We start from the raw sequence: 19,360 nt of genomic DNA on the forward strand, positions 1-19,360 counted from the left end.
TGTTTGATCCCATGGTTTGATGGTGCGATTCTTTCGCAGGGATGGAAGGAGGCACTATGGGACAGGTTCGCCACGGGAGCGCCACGACCACGCACGCCGTCAGAGCAGCAATACAGCGATCGCAAGCTTCGCTCGCGCAGCTGAGCCGGGAGCTTGGCATCAATCCGAAGACGGTGGCGAAATGGCGCAAGCGCGCGACAGTCGAGGACATGAGGACCGGGCCGAAGGAACCGCGCTCGACGGTCCTGACCGAAGAAGAGGAGGCGGCAGTCGTCGCCTTCCGAAGGCACACGCTCTTGCCGCTGGATGATTGCCTCTATGCGCTCCAACCCTCGATCCCGCACCTGACACGGTCGGCGCTGCACCGGTGCCTGCAGCGTCATGGCATCTCGCGCCTTCCGGATGTCGAAGGCGACAAGCCCAAGCGCCAGAAGTTCAAGCGCTACCCCATTGGCTTCTTTCACATCGACATTGCCGAGGTGCAGACTGCCGAGGGCAAGCTCTACCTGTTCGTCGGAATCGACCGGACTGCCAAGTTCGCAGTCGCTCAACTTGTTGCAACAGCTGACAGAAAGACGGCTTGGGAGTTCCTGCAGCACTTGCTCGAGGCCGTGCCCTACCAGGTCCATACGGTCCTCACTGACAATGGCATCCAGTTCGCCGAGCAACCCCGGAACCGGAACACCAGCTACGCCCGACCGATGCGCTTCGACATGATCTGCGAGGCGAACGGGATCGAGCACCGGCTGACCAAACCGAACCATCCATGGACCAACGGCCAGGTCGAGCGGATGAACCGGACGATCAAGGACGCCACGGTCAAGCGCTTCCACTACGACAGCCACGATCAGCTGCGCACCCACCTCGCCGACTTCATGGCAGCTTACAACTTCGCCCGCCGGCTCAAGACGCTCGGTGGTCTCACGCCCTACGAATACATCTGCAAAATCTGGACATCAGAGCCGGATCGATTCATCATAAACCCGGTCCACCAGATGCCGGGACTGAACACCTAGGGCCCCTCTCTACATAAGCAAGGCGGGTGCTCGATTAACCGGCGGCAAGAAAAGTTTGGGCTGATGGAAGTAGCCCGAGAAATTCCGAGCGCTAGACTGCGGTGTAGCCCCCATCCACAAGGTAGTAGCCCCCAGTGACAAAGGAGGCGTCATCCGACAGCAGAAACCGAACCACCTTTGCAACTTCCTCCGGCCTGCCTAGACGGCCGAGCGGATGGCGGGTGACGAGTCCAGTACGGACCTCCTGGGGCAAGTTGGCCAACAGCGGCGTGTCGATATAGGCGGGGCCAACGCAGTTGATACGCAGTCCCTGAGGACCGTATTCAGCGGCTGCGTTCTTGGTAAGCCCAACCACGCCGTGTTTAGCGGCCGTGTAAGCGCTGGAACCGATGGCAGCAACCGTCCCGTGGATCGAAGCCATGTTGACGATGGCACTTTCTCCCGCACCAGCGTCCAACATCGCCGGGATCTGGTGCCGCATGCCGTACAGAACCCCGTTAAGGTTGATGTTGATCACCCGGTTCCAGTCCTCGATGTCGACTTCGCCAGTCGGTGCCGCCTTGCCGCCAATGCCGGCATTGTTCACGGCATAGTTCAGTTTGCCGAATGTCTTCAACGCAAAAGCTACGGCCTTCTCGTTGTCTTCCGGAGACGCGCTGTTGGCAACGAAAGCGGCGGCGTTACCGTCCGCAGCGACAATTTCGTCCACCACGCGCTGGGCGCCCTCGCGACTGATATCGGTCACCACGATCTTGACGCCCAATCCGGCCAGTTCCTTGGCGATGGCTTCGCCGATTCCCGAACCAGCACCGGTGACTAACGCAACCCTACCTTCGAACGACATGAGATTTTCCTCGCTCCTACTGAAGTCAGGGAAGGCTAAACTAGACAGGGTGCTGCCACAATAGGCAGTGACGTACTGCGTCGGATGCGGGGTCAGCGGTATTCATCCCGCGTAAGCGCCGTCGAGCGGGCTGGTCGCGGTTCCCTGTCTGTGATATGCCAAGCCCTTCGAACCGCAAACTTTGAGCAAGGTCCACGAAAGTTGAGTTGACCAAAATGTGATGCCCCCTGGGTCATCATTTCGTGAATGATTGACACGGGTCAAACGCCCCAGCGATGGGGCCAGTACTTTGCACACTGCGTATCCACCCTTGCGTCAGTTCCACCTGGCCGACACTTCCCACGAGAGGCTCTGATGAGTTCACCACATCCTCACCACGGTCACGAGCATGGCCGGCTGCCCGAGCATCCCGACAATGAAATTGACCACGGACACTCCAAAGTCATATCGGCCAGAGGCTCGAGCCACTCCGAACATGGGGGTCACGGTGGACACGATCATGGCGAGATGGTTGCCGACTACCGGCGCCGCTTCTGGCTAGTTCTGTTGCTCACACCGCCGGTGTTGTTGCTGTCACCGATGATCCAGCATTTGTTCGGCCTGGCTGAGGCACTGTCGTTCCCAGGCGACCGCTACGTTATCTTCGTACTCTCGACCATTGCCTACATCTATGGCGGCTACCCGTTCCTTGCAGGGTTCATCTCGGAACTGCGCAAGCGCCAGCCCGGCATGATGACCCTGATCGCACTTGCGATATCGGCGGCCTATTTCTTTTCGGCGGCCGTGACGTTCGGGTTTCCCGGAGAAGAGCTCTACTGGGAGCTCGTCACGCTGATTGCCATCATGCTCCTTGGCCATTGGATCGAGATGCGTTCGGTCATGGGCGCATCGCGTGCCCTGGAAGAACTGGTGCGGCTTCTGCCCGACACGGCGTCCCTCATCAAGGCGGATGGCTCGTCCGAAGAAGTGCCGATCTCGTCCCTCCAACCCGGTGATCACGTCATCGTTCGTCCGGGGGCAAAGGTTCCGGTAGATGGCGTTATCACCGAAGGCTCCTCCGGTTTCAACGAAGCCATGCTCACCGGCGAATCCCGACCCGTGACCAAGGGCGTCGGCGCAACGGCCATTGGCGGCGCAATCAACGGCGCCAGCGCCATCACCATCAAAGTCATGGCGACCGGTGACGCGACCTATCTTTCGCAGGTCATCGAGTTGGTGAAGAAGGCGCAGGCAACCCGCTCCCGCACCCAGGACGTTGCCAACCGCGCCGCCGCCTGGCTGACCTATATCGCGCTCGTCGTGGGCTTCGGCACGCTGTTTGTGTGGTGGCTTCTCCTGGATGCTCCTCTGGCATTTGCCATTGAGCGTATGGTGACCGTCATGGTCGTTGCCTGCCCGCACGCCCTTGGCCTTGCAGTCCCGCTAGTTGTCGCTGTCAGTACGTCGCTGTCGGCCGGCAACGGGCTGCTGATCCGTGACCGCGCCGCTTTTGAGCGTGCCCGCAATCTCAACGCTGTCGTATTCGACAAGACTGGCACGTTGACCGAGGGACGTTTCGGTATCAGCGATATCGTATTGCTTGATGACGGTGACGAGGCCACCGAACTCGGCTTTGCCGCAGCCGCAGAGAGCCAGTCCGAGCACCCTATCGCCCATGGCATTGTAGCCGAGGCGAAGGCACGGAACCTGACCATTCCCAAGGCAACGGACGTCAGCAACATTACCGGCGAGGGCATTGTTGCCAAGGTGGACAGCCAGGACGTACGTATCGTCAGCCCCGGACACCTCGCACGGCAAGGCAACCCCATCTCCCATAACGGGCTCAAGCAGTTGGAGGGGCAGGGTAAGACGGTCGTTGTCCTCGTCCGCGACGGCGTACCCCGGGCGCTCTTTGCACTGGCTGACATCGTTCGTCCGGAATCGAAGGAAGCCATCGCCGAACTGCAATCCCTCGGGATCAGTTCGATCATGCTCACCGGGGACGCAAAGGGCGTTGCAAAGGCCGTATCGGAAGAACTGGGGATAACCGAGTACTTCGCCGAGGTCCTGCCGGAGCAAAAATCGCAAAAGATCGAGGAGCTCCAAGCCCGGGGGCTATCCGTCGCCATGGTCGGCGACGGAGTAAACGATGCGCCGGCACTGGTGGTGGCTGATTTGGGCATCGCCATCGGCGCCGGTACGGATGTCGCCGTGGAATCTGCCGACGTCGTGCTGGTCAGAAGTGATCCACGCGACGTGGGTGCTATCCTCGGGCTGTCGCGTGCCACCTATCGCAAGATGATCCAGAACCTGGCCTGGGCGACCGGCTACAACGCAATCGCGATTCCGATGGCGGCCGGCATTACCTTCGGGACCGGCTTTATAATGACCCCGGCCGTCGCTGCGGTCTTCATGTCTGCGAGCACCGTTATCGTGGCGATCAACGCCCAGCTGCTGCGCTCCTATCGGAGGCACAAATGACAATGGCTAACCAAGGACAGGAGTCCTCCACCACGCGGCTGGTCCTGCCGCTGCCCGGCAATGAGGCATTCGCTCAACGGCTGGTTGACCACGGGGGCTGGGAGCTTGGAGGGATGGAGACCCGGCGGTTTCCGGACGGCGAGACTTACGTCCGCCTCCTCTCAGACGTAAAAGATAAGGTTGTCGATCTGGTATGCACGTTGGCACGGCCGGACGATGGCTTCCTCCGGCTGATCTTTACGGCCGATGCCGCAAAAGATCTGGGAGCCCGTCAGGTGAACCTGATCGCGCCCTACCTCTCGTATATGCGTCAGGATCGCCGCTTCCAGCCGGGAGAGGCGGTGACCTCCAGGAGCTTCGCCAGGCTTGTCTCGTCGAGCTTTGACCGGTTGCTGACGGTTGATCCGCATCTTCATCGCTATCCGGCCCTGTCGCCTCTTTATACGATCCCGACAAACACATTGCATGCTGCGCCGCTGCTGGCGGACTGGATCGCCGCGGAAGTCGACAAGCCGCTGATCATCGGCCCCGACGAGGAAAGCGAGCAATGGGTGTCCGCCATCGCCGCCCGTACCGGTGCCCCCTATGCGGTGCTGCGAAAGGTGCGCCATGGCGATCGCAACGTCGAGGTGCAGCTGCCAGACCTTTCCGAGTGGCGCGGCCGCCAGCCGGTACTGGCAGACGACATAGCGTCCTCCGGCAATACCCTGATCGAAGCAGCCGGCCAGCTTCCACTTCAGGGCTTCGCAAGGCCGGTAGTCGCGGTGGTGCACGCGATATTCGCCGAAGATTCATTCCAACGCCTAGCAGCTCTTTGTGACCGCATCGTCTCGACCGACTCCGTACCCCACCAAAGCAATGCGGTAACGCTCGCTCCCTTGATCGGGAACGTCATATCGTCGGCGGCCTCGGTTGACGGTGATCTTGTACGCCACCGGCGTCCCCCCGAGCCGCTGGACGAGGTAGAGCGGGCGGGCCACGATTCCTTCCCTGCCAGCGATCCGCCCTCCTGGACTGGCGGCGCGAAGTAACGAGGGAACAATTGGACGGAAGGCGGCAAGGGTATGAACAGAACGAACACAGCGACCCCAAGGATTTGGCAACAAGGATACGGCCCAATCCGGCACAGCAATGAAACCATCGAACGCGTCGCGGCCCTGGCCGCGTCCGACGGGGTCGATGGGGAAGCCCTCTATCGCATCCTCGCGGCGGCCGACCGCTTGACTTCTGCCGCAATGTGGACGGTCGCCCATATGACCTATGCCCACCGTGTCGATCTCTCTGGTGCGCCGCTGCCGGCTGACGCCTTCAAGACGACGCCCGAGGGTCATACGGGCGGATCCCTTAACATGGTGCCCGCCTTCGTTGGCTATCTGGCCGCCAACGCGATCACCGCAAGGACCCGTTCCTGGATGATGGGACAAGGCCATTCGGTCGCCGCGATCGAGGCGGTCAATGCACTTACCGGGGATGTTTCTCCCGCCCAAAGGGGCCGCTATGATAGAAGCGAGAAGGGCCTCTCGCAGCTGGCCGCTGATTTTTACTCCTATGCCATCGACGCCGACGGCAAGGCAGCGGTCCCGCTCGGCAGCCATGCCGGGCCGAACACCGCCGGCGCCATCTCGGAAGGTGGCTATCTCGGCTTCGCCGAGGTCCAGTACGTCCATGCGCCGTTGCCCGGCGAAAGCCTCGTCGCCTTCCTTAGCGACGGCGCGTTCGAGGAGCAGCGCGGCTCAGACTGGACGCCCCGCTGGTGGCGCGCCGAGGATACCGGCCACGCCATCCCGGTCATGATCCTCAACGGCCGGCGTATTGAGGAACGTGTCCAGATCGCGCAGCAGGGCGGTGCGGACTGGCTCGTCGACCACCTCAAGCTCAACGGTTTTGATCCTTTCATCATCGACGGACGTGATCCTGCGGCCTTTGCCTGTGCGATCATTGAGGCAGAGAGGCGCCTTGAACGTTTCGCGGCTGAGCCCACTCGCAGCTATCCGGCGCCAATTCCCTATGTCATTGCCGAGACCATCAAGGGCTTCGGTTTTCCGGGAGCCGACACCAACGCGGCGCACAATTTGCCCCTTGGCGGCAACCCAGCGCATGACGAACGGGCTCGGAACGCCTTCAACGAGGCAGCACAAGCACTCTTCGTATCTGCCGAGCAGATCGAAAGCGCCGTCGCTGAAATTGCTGTCTATGGCAAGCAGAGCCGTGAGCCGGAAAGCCGGCATGCGCTGGCGCTGCGCAACCCGGCGGCGCCGATCTTGCCCGAGCCGGACTGGACGGTCGCCGGCGACCCCCCCGATTGCGCCATGCATGCCCTCGACCGCTGGTTTGTCCGGGTCGTGGATGCGAACCCCACACTCCGCCCGCGTGTGGGCAATCCTGACGAACTACGTTCCAACCATATGGGTGCCACACTCGAGCGGCTTCGCCATCGCGTGAACACTTCGGACGCCGGCGTCCCCGACGCCATCGGCGGCGCGGTCATCACCGCGCTCAACGAGGAAGCCGTCGCCGGGGCAGCCCTCGCCAACAAGGGCGGCGTCAATCTTATCGTCAGCTACGAAGCCTTCGCCATGAAGATGCTTGGCGGCGTGCGGCAGGAGATCGTGTTTGCCCGGCGGCAGCGCGAGGCGGGTCAGGAGCCACGCTGGATCTCGGTACCGCTGGTCGTCACCTCCCATACCTGGGAAAATGCGAAGAACGAGCAATCGCATCAGGACCCGACCATCGGTGAGGCGCTGCTGGGTGAGATGTCGGACACCTCACGGGTGCTTTTCCCCGTCGATGCCAACAGCGCCATGGCTGCTTTGAAGTCCATCTACAGCGGCCGTGGCCAGGTGGGATGCTTGATCGTCTCCAAGCGCGACATGCCGCATCGCTTCGATGCTGAGGCGGCCGAGCGTTTTGTAACGGATGGTGCGGCCCACGTGCAGGGCGAGGCAGAAGGCGCAGAGCTCCAGATCGTGGCAATTGGTGCCTATCAGCTGGAGGAGGCCCTCAAGGCCGCCCACCGGCTCGCAGTGCACGGTCACCAAATCCTTGTGACCGCGATGTCCGAACCAGGCCGCTTCCGCACACCCCGCGATCCGATCGAGGCGGCTTTCACGGCCAATGCTGAGCAACTGGCGGCCCTGTTCCCGCCGGGCATGCCACGCCTGATCGTTTCGCACACGAGGCCTGAACCCATTCTTGGCCTGCTGCGGCGACTGGACTCCGGCCCGCAAATAACAGCCGCACGGGGCTATATCAGCCGGGGCGGAACGCTTGATGTGTCGGGCATGCTGTTCGCCAACCGCTGCTCCTGGGCTCACCTGATCGATGCCGCAAGCTCCCTGACCGGGTGGCGTAGCCTTGACCTCCTCGCTCCCGCCGAACGGGACGCGGTCGAGGGCCGCGGGCATCCGGGCGATATCGCTGCATTCAACATCTGAGGCCACTATGCTGACGCTTACATCTCTCGGTGGTGCGAGTACCGTCACCGGCTCCAAGCACCTTCTCACCAACGGCGACAAGCGCATCTTGATCGACTGCGGCCTCTTCCAGGGCTTTAAGAACCTGCGCGAGCTCAATTGGGCGCCGCTGTCGGTGCCCCCGTCCAGTATTGATGCCGTAGTGCTCACCCACGCCCACCTCGACCATTCAGGCTATCTTCCGCGACTGGTGCGCGACGGATTCAAAGGTCGGATCTACGCCACTGCGGCAACACGCGACGTGGCCGAGTTGATCCTCAAGGATAGCGCCTTTCTAAATGAAAAAGATGCCGAATACGCCAATCGAAAGGGTTTCTCCAGGCACAAGCCGGCTCTGCCGCTCTACGGCGTGCGCGATGCGGAACGCACTATGGAAATGTTTACCATTGTGCCGTTTGAAACCGCCTTTGAGCTTCCTGGTGGTGCAATTCTGACGTTCCGCTATGCGGGTCACATCCTTGGCGCAGCAAGTGCAGACATCGAATGGGCCGACCGCCGCATTGCGTTTTCGGGTGACCTTGGGCGCTACGACGATCCGATGCTTCCTGATCCGGCAGCCATTCCGGGCGCTGACTATATCGTGGTCGAATCAACCTATGGCAACCGGACTCATGACCCCGCCAACACGACCGAAGTATTGGGGCAGATCGTCGAGCGCACCGTGAAGCGTGGTGGAACAGTGGTCATCCCGGCTTTTGCGGTTGGCCGTGCCCAATCCCTCCTCTACCATCTGTGGAAGCTCCGGATGGCGGGCCGGCTGTCAGGGGTGCCGATCTATCTCGACAGTCCTATGGCAATCGCAGCCACCGACCTCCTCCATGCGCATAGCGACGACCATCGCCTGACGCATGACGAATGCACGGCGATCTGCGAGATCGCCACTTATACCCGGGACGTGGAAGGCTCCAAGGCGATCACAGCCAGCTCATGGCCAAAGGTCGTGATCTCGGCTAGCGGCATGGCCACTGGCGGTCGCGTGCTTCATCACCTCAAATCCTTCGCGGGCGATCCAAAAAATACGATCCTGTTTTCCGGCTACCAGGCCGCAGGAACGCGGGGCCGTGCCATGGTTGAGGGAGTGCCCGAGATCAAGATTCACGGTCAATGGATACCGGTCAGGGCAGAGGTCAAGGATCTGTCGGTGCTCTCGGCGCATGCCGACAGCAATGAGTTGATGCGCTGGCTTTCTGGCTTCCAGCGCGGGCCGTCCCGCGTCTTCATTGTCCACGGAGAGGATTCCGCATCCGAGGCTCTGCGCACCCGCATCGACCGCGAGCTTGGCTGGGATGCTACTGTTCCACGTCAGGATCAGGTGTTCGAACTATGACCACCCTCGTTTCTCCTACGGGCCCCGAACAACCAACCCTCCGTGTTCGGCGCCTGCGGTTGCATACGCAACACCAGCCAATCGTCGTCATGCGCACGGATTGTCATGTTTGTCGCTCGGAAGGGCTCTCCGCCCGCTCGCAGGTGCTCATCTCGGGCGGCGGACGGGTATTGCAGGCGACCTTGTTCCAGGTAGATGGCGAGGACCAGTTGGGTCTCGACGAGGTTGGGCTCTCCGAAACCGCCTGGGAGAGGCTGAACCTCTCCGAGGGCACGGAGGTACAGGTCACCCATGCCCCCGCTATCGAGTCGCTGGCAAGTGTCCGCAGACGCATCTATGGCAACCGACTCGACTCGCGCGCGTTCACGAAAATCGTGCAGGACGTGGTCGCAGGCCGCTATACCGAGGTGCAACTCGCGGCGTTTCTGACCGCAACCGCAGCCTTACCACTCGACGAGAACGAGACCGCCCACCTCACCGGCGCCATGATAGCGGTTGGCGAACGGCTGCAATGGGGCGCCCCTGTTGTTGTCGACAAACATTGTGTCGGCGGCCTGCCTGGGAACCGCACCACCCCAATCGTCGTGGCGATCATTGCGGCGAACGGGCTCGTCATGCCGAAAACGTCCTCCCGGGCGATTACCTCGCCCGCCGGAACTGCCGACACGATGGAGACCCTGGCGCCCGTTGATCTCGACATTGCAGCCTTGAAGCGCGTGGTGGACGCCGAAGGCGGATGCATCGCCTGGGGCGGAGCGGTCCATCTCAGTCCAGCTGACGATATTTTCGTACGGGTCGAACGCGAGCTTGACGTCGACACGGAAGGCCAACTCATCGCTTCGGTCCTTTCGAAAAAGGTCGCAGCCGGATCCACCCATGTCGTTATAGACATCCCGGTCGGCCCAACCGCGAAGGTACGGAGCGAGGAGGCCGCCACCCATCTCGCGACGCGGATTACGGCGGTAGCGGCTCGCTTCGGCCTGACGGCCCAATGCCTTCTGACCGATGGGACGCAGCCCGTCGGGAGAGGCATCGGCCCTGCGCTTGAGGCGCTGGACGTGCTGGCGGTCTTGCAGAATGCGCCCGATGCACCGGCCGATTTACGAACGCGGGCTGCCATATTGGCAGGCGCAGCACTAGAGATCGGGGGGAAGGCGAAAAATGGAGAAGGCCTGGCACTCGCGCTCGAGACGCTAGCCGAGGGGCGCGCGTGGAAAAAGTTTGAAGCCATCTGCGTGGCCCAAGGCGGGATGCGAACGCCGCCCAAAGCACTCCATGTCCATCCGCTCGCGGCTCCGTATGCTGGACGGGTCATACATATCAACAACCGCAAGCTTTCCCGTCTTGCCAAGCTCGCTGGCGCACCGGAAGCGAAAGCGGCCGGTATCCACCTGAACGTTCGACTTGGAGATGAGGTCGACCGTGGGCAGCCGCTTCTCTACCTCCACGCGGAAACGGGGGGCGCGCTGGCCTACGCGCTCGATTATGCCGCTGGCGCCGAAGACATCATTGAGATCGATGTGTGAATTGGCCTTAGCAATCATTGAGACGTATAGAGAATAAGGGAAGTTCCCCCTCGGCATCAAGTCACGATGCCTCGTATGACCTCGGGTTCCGTTTCCGACCAACTTTGTCGGTCGTTGGGTGAACTCCCGCGCAGCATCCCCCACGCGGATCAGGTTGAGACATTTCAACGAGGGAAGTCCACGCATCAATTGATGCCGTTGGCGCGCTGGAGCTCACGAATGTAGGCGGTGATCTCAGCGACTGTCTCATCGCCCACGCCTTCGATCGGGGGCATGTCGCCGAACTGCCAGTGATGTGCCCGCACACCGTGGCGTACGGCCAGGGTGAAGGCGATATCACCATGATGGTTGGGTTCATAGATTTTGTGGACTAATGGGGGTGCAATACCGTCCCGGCCGGAACTGTTCGTCCCATGGCATTGGGCGCAGTTGGCTTCGAATGCGATCCTGCCCCGCTCGGCAATCGGCGTCAGTGATGATGGCACTACGACTTGAGCGAGGGGTTCGCCGGTCACACTGCTGCCCTGTCGATCCTGGTTCCACCAGTAGCCGGCAGCAGCAAGTCCGACCGCGCCCGCGGTAAAAATGGCAATACGTATGGTGTTCATATTCAACCCTGCAGAAAGGGGGCTTCCCACCATGGGCGGGAAGCCTATGGTTTAGGCCGTGACCACGAACTCGGTCATCATGCCGGTCGAGAGATGCGGCATGTGGTGGCAATGCAGCATCCAGCGTGCCGCTTCACCCGCATCGACGGCGATCGTCGCCATGGTCATTGGCGGCACATAGAGGGTGTCGCGCATGGCGCTGCCGCACCTGCGGCCAGAAAGCCGCGTCGTGTAATGATTTCCATAATGGTCTCCGCGGGACCTCACGTGCCCCGGCTTCTAGATCTTCCGTGTGCTGCGGCTGAGCCGCAGCGGATCAAAGGAAACCTGTTTTCGGAGGACGTTCATCTGCGCCCGGATGCGCAGGCAATAGCGCCGGGCCGGCGCGGGGCCCATACTCGGCAGCGGTGTAGACGGCGGCGAGGCCATCACGCTCGGGGGACGCAAAATGCAACAGCGCCGCACAAACGATGGCGCACGTCGCTATGCTCATCGCGCCGCACTCCTCCACCGTTTCACACGTATACGAGGCCCCTAGCGCTTCCCCAGCGGCAAGCTGATGCAATTGGGCAGCATGATGCCGAGTAGCTTCAGGCCCACTGGCGCCGGCGACTGTCCAGCCAGATACGATGGCGTAGGCGATGACGGCCAGCACTGCAACAAAACGTTTAGTCATGCTGCATTATCGCCCCAAGCCGCCACAGATTCAACTGCGACAACATAAGACAGGTCCTTCTCGAGGGACGCGACGCCGTCTGCTGTAGACACGGGCCCTCGCCTTATTTGGCCACCGGCCGCCAAAAAGGGCTGCCGATTCCGAGCGATTTGTCCGTCTTCATGATCGAAATCCTCGCATCGCTGGAAAGACCGGTGAGAGCCCTTATCGCATCAATCGTGTCAGGAATTACGATTGCCTGATTGTCGACCATGTAGGCGTAGAACAGCTCCTGCCCTTCAACCTTAAGCATGTCCTCCCATAGCGCGACCTCATAGAGATTGTCATGGGGGCGGCCATAGTCGGCCATGAGTTCCTTGACCGTGTTGAGCGCGGTCAAGCCATCGGTCGTGCGGATGAGCATTATTCGAGATGAGCGCCGGAAGGCATCCAGCACTTCTTCCTTGGTCGCTGCACGCGTTAACTGCACCGTCCAGTAGTGGAGGTGGGCCAAGGTCTGAGGCACTTTCACCGCCATGGTGACGACATCGAGTTCAGGGTCGACGCTGCGGGCATCGGGTCCCTGATGGCTGGGGATCTCGGGTTCGGGAACCAGCGTATTCATGATCCCGCCCAAGTGGCTCTCCCATGGATCAGTGGCGCGTCGGAGCAAAGTGCCGCGAGCTTGCTTCAACAGGCCTGCATTCTTGAGCGCGGTGAGTGTGCGGACAATTGAGGTGGTGTTGCAGGACACTACCCTCGTAGCGGTACGACCGATTGCTCCGTCAAAGGACGACTCTGCAACAAACGAATGACCGGCAACTTCGTGTTTTTCGCCACCGTGAACGATGAACTTCAAGCCACGGGAGCGGTAGATTTCGGCGTTTCGTGCCGCAACCTTCTTGGGCGTACAGTCAACAACGACATCCGATTTACCCAGGAGGTCTTCAAAGGTGCCGGCAATCGCCAGACCCGCCTTGTCCATGGAATTGGCCCGATCGGGGGACGCGTCGTACAAGGCAATGTTCTTCGCCTCGAGAGCCCGCAACCTCCAGTCAGCGGCGACATCCGCGACACCGGCCAGAACCATGTCGTCCTGTGCTAGGACCGCATCGGCTACGCGCTTGCCGATAACGCCATAACCCGTGATAGCAACGCGAATTGGGGTGCTCTGGCTCATGCTCCCACCCTCCCCATGATACTGGCCTTAGTCCCGATGATGCATCCACTAGCCTGACAACTGGAGTGCGGGACGCCAACAGGCCGCCGTGCCTCCGGGAAAATCAAATGATAGGGGCTCATGACGGAAGGTCCTCCTGTTGCAAGTGCGCATTGATAGCTTCAGCGATCACGGCTTCTTCGTCCGTTGCGATGACATGCACGGATACCGCGCTGGACGGTTTTGAGATCATTGCCTTGCCCTGTGCATTGCGACCTTGATCGAGGTCAATTCCGAGGAATTCAAGACCGGCGCAGATGCGGCCGCGAATGACCGGCGCATTCTCGCCGATCCCGCCCGTAAAGACGAGCCTGTCGATTCCTCCCAGTACCGCCGCGAAACCACCGATCGTCTGCCTGATCCGATAGCAAAAGAGGTTCACCGCGTCAGCCGCCCGGTGGTCTACCGCCTCGGTGGCAAGCAGATCTCGCACGTCCGAGCTCGTACCAGATACAGCGAGTAGGCCGGATTCGTGGTTGACCATGTAGTCGAAGCGCTTGGCGTCCATCCCCTCCGTCTGCGCCAGGAACCTGACGAGGCCCGGATCGATATCTCCCGTGCGGGTACCCATCGGGATGCCTGCGGCTGGCGTGAACGACATCGTCGTGTCGACGCTGCTGCGGCCCTGGACCGCCGCCAGGCTTGCGCCATTGCCTAGATGGGCCAGCACTAAGCGACCACTTGCGGCCTCCGGGCCAAAGGATCGTTCCAGTTCTTGCAGCAAAAAGCTGTAGGAGAGGCCGTGGAAACCATAGCGCTCCACACCCTCGAAGCGACGAGGAAGCGGCAGCATGCGCGCGACCGCGGGCATGTCGCGGTGAAAAGCGGTATCGAAACACGCTAGTTGAGGAATGTGCGAGTGGCGCTCGCGGCAGAACTGCAGCATCTCGATCGCGGCTGGGAGGTGCTCGGGCGCATAATCCACTATGCGTCGGAGCTCCCCCAGAAGTTCATCGTCCACGGCGGCGTGAGTGCGATATCTGGGTCCACCATGGACAATGCGATGGCCTATGGCGACAAGCCTTACGTCCGGCATTGACGTTTCGAGCCAGTCAAACAGGTGGGCGAGAGCTGCGGGGTGATTGGGAACTCCGACCGGACGAACATCCGGAGGCCGGCCAGCCATCTGGACACGCAACGCTGTGCCGTGCTGACCTAGTCGTTCGAACTGGCCTCGCAGAACGGCGGGCGATATTCCAGGCGAGTAAAGGGCAAACTTCAAACTCGACGAGCCGGCGTTGAGAGCGAGGACGTGTGGCGTGTTTCTGCCTGTCATGTGCGGTCCCTGTACGTTGGCTTCACACGATAAACACCGGCGCAAATCCCCCGCCTGGCGTCCTGAGATTGGTGGCCTGACCCTGGTAGACGCGGGCTGCGGCCAACAGCGGCACCGCTCCGTAAGTGTAGAGGCGGACATCGACCTTGCGAGCAACGCGTTCACCGTCTAGCTCGATGATGCGCTCCCCCGGGGGCACGAACGCTTGGGCAACATAGTCGCCCTCAACGATATCCGCCCATACTCCCTTGGTGAGCTTGTCACCGCGGTAGACCGCCCTGCTCCCGTGGCCTGAGAGCGGCTTGAAGAACAGTTTCTTCCTTGCTTGCCATAGTTCGTCAGCGTTGCGGTGCGTCACCAGACGGGTGAGCGGCACCCCAGCGAGGCGGGTCACCACTTCGCTGGGTGCACCAAACGACCGCAGAATCTCAGGGTCCGAAAGTATGGTGAGGTTACGCTTGTTGGCCAGCACAGCATGGTTATGTGGGTTGGGCGTGACGACGACAAGGTCTCCCGCATAGGCCTCACGCAATGCCAGATGCTCCGGCGCGTTCAATGCAAAGTCGACCAGTCGGTTGTAGACGAGGTCCACCCGCGTCCTCCCCAGCCAGAGTGCGCCATCGCGGACCTGGAGGTCCCTGGGATCGGCGATATGCGTTTCAAGACCTTGCCGGGTGAGGAGCTCTCTGACCAGCACGAACTCGGGATAAAGGTATTGGTCCTTGGGCGCATCATCCACGATGACGACGGTGGCAAGGCGCGCGGCGCCACGCTGAAGTGTCCACTCCTTGGCGAACATGGCGGCAATGTTCGCGTCGAAATCATCATGCGATCGGCGATCGATTCTGACATCTGAACAGCAAGCCGCCTGCGCCCTTGCCAGGTAAGCATTTAGAAAGGCGCCGCCAGCATTGGTGTTGACCTCGATAAGCTTGGGGCCGTCTGCCCCCAGATGGAAATCGTAACCCATCAGGGCGCCAATCGCACCGAAATCGGTATCTGCACCTTCCGGCGCCCATGACAGAACCGTTTCCTTGTACAGCGGAAGGTGACCAACATGTTCGATCGCCTGGACTATGGCGGTCATTTCCTCGAGCACGGTCTGCTCTATGAATACCGGCACATTCGAAAACAGATGGGGCCGATCTGCGGTGAGCTGCCGCGAGAACCCAGGTTCACCGGCCATGTCATCGAGCGAGTGTGCCAGCTTCGTGGGGTCTATCGTCACGCAAAAGCATCGCTGGTTGAGCTGGTCGACCACCGAGGCTCTGTCGAATTCGGCGGGCCGATCGCTGCATCCCATGTTCATTCCCTGCGTTACATGCTCACGGCCCGAGCTTTTTATGGCACCCTACCAGGTGGTGTCGGCTCCCATCTGGGCGTGCTGGATAGGGCGGTATATTCGGAGCCACACCGCCCATCAGTCAATGACCTGACATCGAGGGATCAGGCGGTTCGCCAATAGGGCCGAAGATATCGGGCTGTTCTTCGCCCTCCACCACCAGATAGCCGGCCAGGCCACGCTCGGCGCGCGAGAGGGCATGATCGACCAGTACATACCGACCAGGCACCTCGCATTTGAACTCGGCCACTGCCGCCCCACCGGGGGGAACCGATATCGTCTGGACGTTGGTTAGGGGAGGGCTGGTCAGTGATGCGTTCTGGTAGACGCGGTCGAATATCTCCCCGATCACATGGAAGGACGAGGTGAAATTCGGTCCGCCGACACCGAAGAAAATGCGAACCGTCTCGCCCACACTGGCCTTGAGCGGGAAATGCTCGGTCAGCGCACTGACATGGCCGTTAAAGACGAAATATTCCGGCCGCTCATTGACCAGCTTGTCGTAGCTCTCGGTCAACAGGCCGGGGGTCCCGAAGGCTTCCTCGGTATAGATTTCGCCCTGCATCACGTAGAATTCGCGATCTACAGGCGGCAGGCCCTCCTCTGGTTCGACCAGGATCATGCCGTACATGCCATTGGCTATGTGAAGGGCTACGGGTGCCACGGCGCAATGATAGACATAGAGCCCCGGATTGAGCGCCTTGAAACGGAAGGCAAACTCTTCGCCCGGCAGCGCCGTTGTCAGCACAGCCCCGCCCCCGGGGCCGGTCGTTGCATGGAAGTCCACATTATGGGCCATCCAGCTGTCTTCAGCATTCTTGAAGTAGCATTCCACGGTATCGCCGACCCGTACACGAACGAATGGGCCGGGGACGCGACCGTTGAAGGTCCAGAAGCGGAACGTGCTGTTGGAGTCGAGATGAGCCTCCAGTTCGATCGCCTCAAGCTCGACGCGAACCGTCTGCGGCTCCTGCCGGGTGATCGGGGGTGGTATGTCAGCCGGGTCATGGGCAATATCGGTATGTTCGGGCATGCCCGGATTGATCTGATAGAGCCGATTGCTAGGGCTACCTGCTCCGGTGTGGGACATGTGAGCGTTCCGGGCGGGCGCAGCGCTATCGGGGCTCTGAGCCTGCGTCTGCGCTCCCAGCGCGCCCACGAAGGTGAGACCTGCCGAACCGGCCAGCAGGGTCCGGCGGCTGAGCCCACTTCCTGAAGTTGGCCTGTCTATCTCGTCGCCTTGCTTATCGGACATTCGCTCTTATTCCTTCTTGTGAAAAAGAGCCTGCCCTGTCCGTCGTCAGATGATTTGGCGCAATTTGGTGCGTTGAATAGAGGAGCGTTGGCCTCGTCTGTTGGTTGATTTTATGCGGCGAGATTGCGGTGTTGCAAGCGCCGATGCTCGATGGTCTGTCGTTTGATCCTTTCTCGTTGTTTGATGATGGTTTGTGCCCTTCCGAAGTAGGCATCGGCCGGGGTCACGTTGTCGAGGCTCTCGTGGTAACGCCGATGATTGTAATGTTCGATGAAAGCGGCGATCTGGGCCTCGAGATCGCCGGGCAGGAAGTAGTTTTCCAGTAGCACGCGGTTCTTGAGCGTCTGGTGCCAGCGCTCGATCTTGCCCTGGGTCTGGGGGTGACAGGGCGCGCCGCGCACGTGGCTCATCCGGTTGGCCTGGATGTAATCGGCCAGCTCCCCGGCGATGTAGCTGGGGCCATTATCGCTAAGCAGCCGAGGCTTGTGGTGAACATTGGCTTGGTCGCACCCTGAGGCTGCCAGAGCCATGTCCAGCGTGTCGGTAACGTCCTGGGCCCGCATCGTTGAGCACAGCTTCCAGGCGATGATGTAGCGGGAATAATCGTCGAGCACGGTGGAGAGATACATCCAGCCCCAGCCGATGATCTTGAAATAGGTAAAATCGGTCTGCCACATCTGGTTGGGCCGGGTGGTTTTGGTATGGAACGCATCGGCGGCCTTGATCACCACATAGGCCGGGCTGGTGATCAGGTCGTGGGCCTTCAAGAGCCGGTAAACACTGGCTTCAGATACGAAGTAGCCCTTCTCGTCAGTGAACCGAACCGCCAGTTCCCGAGGCGACAATTCAGAGTGCTCAAGCGCCATCTCTATGATCTGATCATGGATATCGGTCGGGATCCGGTTCCAGACCCGGCTGGGTGCCGATGGTCGATCCTCGAGCGCCTCCGGGCCACCAATGAGGTAGCGGTCATACCAGCGATAAAAGGTTCGGCGCGCGATACCACCAGGGCTTGTCGCGTCGCATCCCCAATCAGTTCGGCCAGATCCACATTGCGCATTGCCAGCGAACGCAAAGGGGAATCGAGGTGAAGGTCGGCAGTATGGATGAATCTAAATGTCATGATTGCATTCTTTTCGGCCTTCTTTGGCAAAGTAAAGCCAAGGAAACCTTATGCGCGTGCTATCAGGCCTACAGAAGTAGTTTGCCAGCGATGGATATGCGCGGGTCCGCCGCAAATTTTGCGTTTTCGGAATGGGTCGACTTGCAGGTTGCGCCGATTTTCGTTTCAAATCAGTTCGTTGCCTTGCATCTGATTGACGAATTTTTCGAGCTCTTCGATACTAGGTGTTCAGTCCCGGCATCTGGTGGACCGGGTTTATGATGAATCGATCCGGCTCTGATGTCCAGATTTTGCAGATGTATTCGTAGGGCGTGAGACCACCGAGCGTCTTGAGCCGGCGGGCGAAGTTGTAAGCTGCCATGAAGTCGGCGAGGTGGGTGCGCAGCTGATCGTGGCTGTCGTAGTGGAAGCGCTTGACCGTGGCGTCCTTGATCGTCCGGTTCATCCGCTCGACCTGGCCGTTGGTCCATGGATGGTTCGGTTTGGTCAGCCGGTGCTCGATCCCGTTCGCCTCGCAGATCATGTCGAAGCGCATCGGTCGGGCGTAGCTGGTGTTCCGGTTCCGGGGTTGCTCGGCGAACTGGATGCCATTGTCAGTGAGGACCGTATGGACCTGGTAGGGCACGGCCTCGAGCAAGTGCTGCAGGAACTCCCAAGCCGTCTTTCTGTCAGCTGTTGCAACAAGTTGAGCGACTGCGAACTTGGCAGTCCGGTCGATTCCGACGAACAGGTAGAGCTTGCCCTCGGCAGTCTGCACCTCGGCAATGTCGATGTGAAAGAAGCCAATGGGGTAGCGCTTGAACTTCTGGCGCTTGGGCTTGTCGCCTTCGACATCCGGAAGGCGCGAGATGCCATGACGCTGCAGGCACCGGTGCAGCGCCGACCGTGTCAGGTGCGGGATCGAGGGTTGGAGCGCATAGAGGCAATCATCCAGCGGCAAGAGCGTGTGCCTTCGGAAGGCGACGACTGCCGCCTCCTCTTCTTCGGTCAGGACCGTCGAGCGCGGTTCCTTCGGCCCGGTCCTCATGTCCTCGACTGTCGCGCGCTTGCGCCATTTCGCCACCGTCTTCGGATTGATGCCAAGCTCCCGGCTCAGCTGCGCGAGCGAAGCTTGCGATCGCTGTATTGCTGCTCTGACGGCGTGCGTGGTCGTGGCGCTCCCGTGGCGAACCTGTCCCATAGTGCCTCCTTCCATCCCTGCGAAAGAATCGCACCATCAAACCATGGGATCAAACA

The 19,360-nt window shown here is 60.8% G+C and carries 16 protein-coding genes and 1 pseudogene; 6 read left to right on the top strand and 11 right to left on the bottom strand.

The window, feature by feature from the left end:
* The first annotated feature begins 56 nt into the window (after positions 1-56).
* Positions 57-1,016, top strand: coding sequence for an IS481 family transposase (locus tag EO133_RS00005; protein WP_127070548.1), 960 nt, complete (start codon positions 57-59; stop codon positions 1,014-1,016).
* A gap of 91 nt (positions 1,017-1,107) precedes the next feature.
* Here the strand turns inward: EO133_RS00005 and EO133_RS00010 are convergent, their stop codons facing one another.
* On the bottom strand, positions 1,108-1,860 hold the full coding sequence (locus EO133_RS00010; RefSeq protein ID WP_127070549.1) for an SDR family NAD(P)-dependent oxidoreductase: 753 nt from the start codon (positions 1,858-1,860) through the stop codon (positions 1,108-1,110).
* 354 nt (positions 1,861-2,214) lie between these two features.
* Here EO133_RS00010 and EO133_RS00015 point away from each other — a divergent pair, with 354 nt between their 5' ends.
* The 5 genes from EO133_RS00015 to EO133_RS00035 are packed head-to-tail and all read left to right on the top strand — an operon-like array spanning position 2,215 to position 10,646.
* Positions 2,215-4,320: a heavy metal translocating P-type ATPase gene (locus tag EO133_RS00015; protein ID WP_127070550.1), complete on the top strand. Its 2,106-nt coding sequence runs from the start codon at positions 2,215-2,217 to the stop codon at positions 4,318-4,320.
* A complete protein-coding gene (locus EO133_RS00020; protein ID WP_244640920.1) occupies positions 4,317-5,351 on the top strand; it encodes a ribose-phosphate pyrophosphokinase in 1,035 nt (344 codons plus the stop codon). The genes EO133_RS00015 and EO133_RS00020 overlap by 4 nt, the downstream gene beginning before the upstream one ends.
* 33 nt (positions 5,352-5,384) lie before the next feature.
* Positions 5,385-7,754, top strand: coding sequence for a phosphoketolase family protein (locus tag EO133_RS00025; protein ID WP_127070551.1), 2,370 nt, complete (start codon positions 5,385-5,387; stop codon positions 7,752-7,754).
* A gap of 7 nt (positions 7,755-7,761) precedes the next feature.
* Entirely contained in the window at positions 7,762-9,120 is a 1,359-nt protein-coding gene (locus EO133_RS00030) for an MBL fold metallo-hydrolase RNA specificity domain-containing protein (protein WP_127070552.1), read from the top strand.
* Positions 9,117-10,646, top strand: a complete 1,530-nt coding sequence (locus EO133_RS00035; RefSeq protein WP_127070553.1) for a thymidine phosphorylase family protein — start codon at positions 9,117-9,119, stop codon at positions 10,644-10,646. The genes EO133_RS00030 and EO133_RS00035 overlap by 4 nt, the downstream gene beginning before the upstream one ends.
* Positions 10,647-10,831: 185 nt before the next feature.
* Here the strand turns inward: EO133_RS00035 and EO133_RS00040 are convergent, their stop codons facing one another.
* The 10 genes and pseudogenes from EO133_RS00040 to EO133_RS00080 form a co-directional block, all read right to left on the bottom strand.
* Positions 10,832-11,254, bottom strand: a complete 423-nt coding sequence (locus EO133_RS00040; protein ID WP_127070554.1) for a c-type cytochrome — start codon at positions 11,252-11,254, stop codon at positions 10,832-10,834.
* Between the two features lie 51 nt (positions 11,255-11,305).
* Positions 11,306-11,449 carry a multicopper oxidase domain-containing protein gene (locus EO133_RS00045; protein WP_127070555.1) on the bottom strand — a complete coding sequence of 48 codons (144 nt, stop codon included), beginning with the start codon at positions 11,447-11,449 and terminating at the stop codon, positions 11,306-11,308.
* Complete coding sequence (locus tag EO133_RS20770) at positions 11,419-11,499, bottom strand: twin-arginine translocation signal domain-containing protein (RefSeq protein ID WP_371870949.1); 81 nt, start codon at positions 11,497-11,499, stop codon at positions 11,419-11,421. The genes EO133_RS00045 and EO133_RS20770 overlap by 31 nt, the downstream gene beginning before the upstream one ends.
* Positions 11,500-11,570: 71 nt before the next feature.
* Positions 11,571-11,930: a hypothetical protein gene (locus EO133_RS00050; RefSeq protein WP_127070556.1), complete on the bottom strand. Its 360-nt coding sequence runs from the start codon at positions 11,928-11,930 to the stop codon at positions 11,571-11,573.
* A gap of 103 nt (positions 11,931-12,033) precedes the next feature.
* Positions 12,034-13,089 (bottom strand): type II glyceraldehyde-3-phosphate dehydrogenase, encoded by a 1,056-nt coding sequence (locus tag EO133_RS00055; RefSeq protein WP_127070557.1) that lies wholly within the window; start codon positions 13,087-13,089, stop codon positions 12,034-12,036.
* Between the two features lie 118 nt (positions 13,090-13,207).
* Positions 13,208-14,545, bottom strand: coding sequence for an acetate/propionate family kinase (locus EO133_RS00060; RefSeq protein ID WP_308788802.1), 1,338 nt, complete (start codon positions 14,543-14,545; stop codon positions 13,208-13,210).
* Complete coding sequence (locus EO133_RS00065) at positions 14,427-15,707, bottom strand: ATP-grasp domain-containing protein (RefSeq protein WP_127070559.1); 1,281 nt, start codon at positions 15,705-15,707, stop codon at positions 14,427-14,429. Before EO133_RS00065 ends, EO133_RS00060 begins: the two co-directional genes overlap by 119 nt.
* A gap of 121 nt (positions 15,708-15,828) precedes the next feature.
* On the bottom strand, positions 15,829-17,001 hold the full coding sequence (gene nirK, locus EO133_RS00070) for a copper-containing nitrite reductase (RefSeq protein ID WP_127070560.1): 1,173 nt from the start codon (positions 16,999-17,001) through the stop codon (positions 15,829-15,831).
* Positions 17,002-17,111: 110 nt separating this feature from the next.
* Positions 17,112-18,005 (bottom strand): annotated as a pseudogene (locus EO133_RS00075) (IS3 family transposase); the annotation flags it as partial.
* A 339-nt stretch (positions 18,006-18,344) separates the two neighbouring features.
* Positions 18,345-19,304: an IS481 family transposase gene (locus EO133_RS00080; RefSeq protein ID WP_127070548.1), complete on the bottom strand. Its 960-nt coding sequence runs from the start codon at positions 19,302-19,304 to the stop codon at positions 18,345-18,347.
* Positions 19,305-19,360 lie beyond the last annotated feature (56 nt).

It is taken from the genome of Pelagibacterium lentulum (assembly GCF_003992625.1).
Lineage (GTDB): Bacteria > Pseudomonadota > Alphaproteobacteria > Rhizobiales > Devosiaceae > Pelagibacterium > Pelagibacterium lentulum.

Bases quoted from the DNA above. Each gene is read 5' to 3' on its own strand.
- EO133_RS00005 (WP_127070548.1), top strand. From the start codon at position 57: ATGGGACAGGTTCGCCACGGGAGCGCCACGACCACGCACGCCGTCAGA.
- EO133_RS00040 (WP_127070554.1), bottom strand. From the start codon at position 11,254: ATGAACACCATACGTATTGCCATTTTTACCGCGGGCGCGGTCGGACTT.
- EO133_RS00050 (WP_127070556.1), bottom strand. From the start codon at position 11,930: ATGACTAAACGTTTTGTTGCAGTGCTGGCCGTCATCGCCTACGCCATC.
- EO133_RS00080 (WP_127070548.1), bottom strand. From the start codon at position 19,304: ATGGGACAGGTTCGCCACGGGAGCGCCACGACCACGCACGCCGTCAGA.
- EO133_RS00020 (WP_244640920.1), top strand. From the start codon at position 4,317: ATGACAATGGCTAACCAAGGACAGGAGTCCTCCACCACGCGGCTGGTC.
- nirK (WP_127070560.1), bottom strand. From the start codon at position 17,001: ATGTCCGATAAGCAAGGCGACGAGATAGACAGGCCAACTTCAGGAAGT.
- EO133_RS00015 (WP_127070550.1), top strand. From the start codon at position 2,215: ATGAGTTCACCACATCCTCACCACGGTCACGAGCATGGCCGGCTGCCC.
- EO133_RS00030 (WP_127070552.1), top strand. From the start codon at position 7,762: ATGCTGACGCTTACATCTCTCGGTGGTGCGAGTACCGTCACCGGCTCC.
- EO133_RS20770 (WP_371870949.1), bottom strand. From the start codon at position 11,499: ATGGAAATCATTACACGACGCGGCTTTCTGGCCGCAGGTGCGGCAGCG.
- EO133_RS00025 (WP_127070551.1), top strand. From the start codon at position 5,385: ATGAACAGAACGAACACAGCGACCCCAAGGATTTGGCAACAAGGATAC.
- EO133_RS00060 (WP_308788802.1), bottom strand. From the start codon at position 14,545: ATGTCCGCCTCTACACTTACGGAGCGGTGCCGCTGTTGGCCGCAGCCC.
- EO133_RS00010 (WP_127070549.1), bottom strand. From the start codon at position 1,860: ATGTCGTTCGAAGGTAGGGTTGCGTTAGTCACCGGTGCTGGTTCGGGA.
- EO133_RS00065 (WP_127070559.1), bottom strand. From the start codon at position 15,707: ATGGGATGCAGCGATCGGCCCGCCGAATTCGACAGAGCCTCGGTGGTC.
- EO133_RS00055 (WP_127070557.1), bottom strand. From the start codon at position 13,089: ATGAGCCAGAGCACCCCAATTCGCGTTGCTATCACGGGTTATGGCGTT.
- EO133_RS00045 (WP_127070555.1), bottom strand. From the start codon at position 11,449: ATGCGCGACACCCTCTATGTGCCGCCAATGACCATGGCGACGATCGCC.
- EO133_RS00035 (WP_127070553.1), top strand. From the start codon at position 9,117: ATGACCACCCTCGTTTCTCCTACGGGCCCCGAACAACCAACCCTCCGT.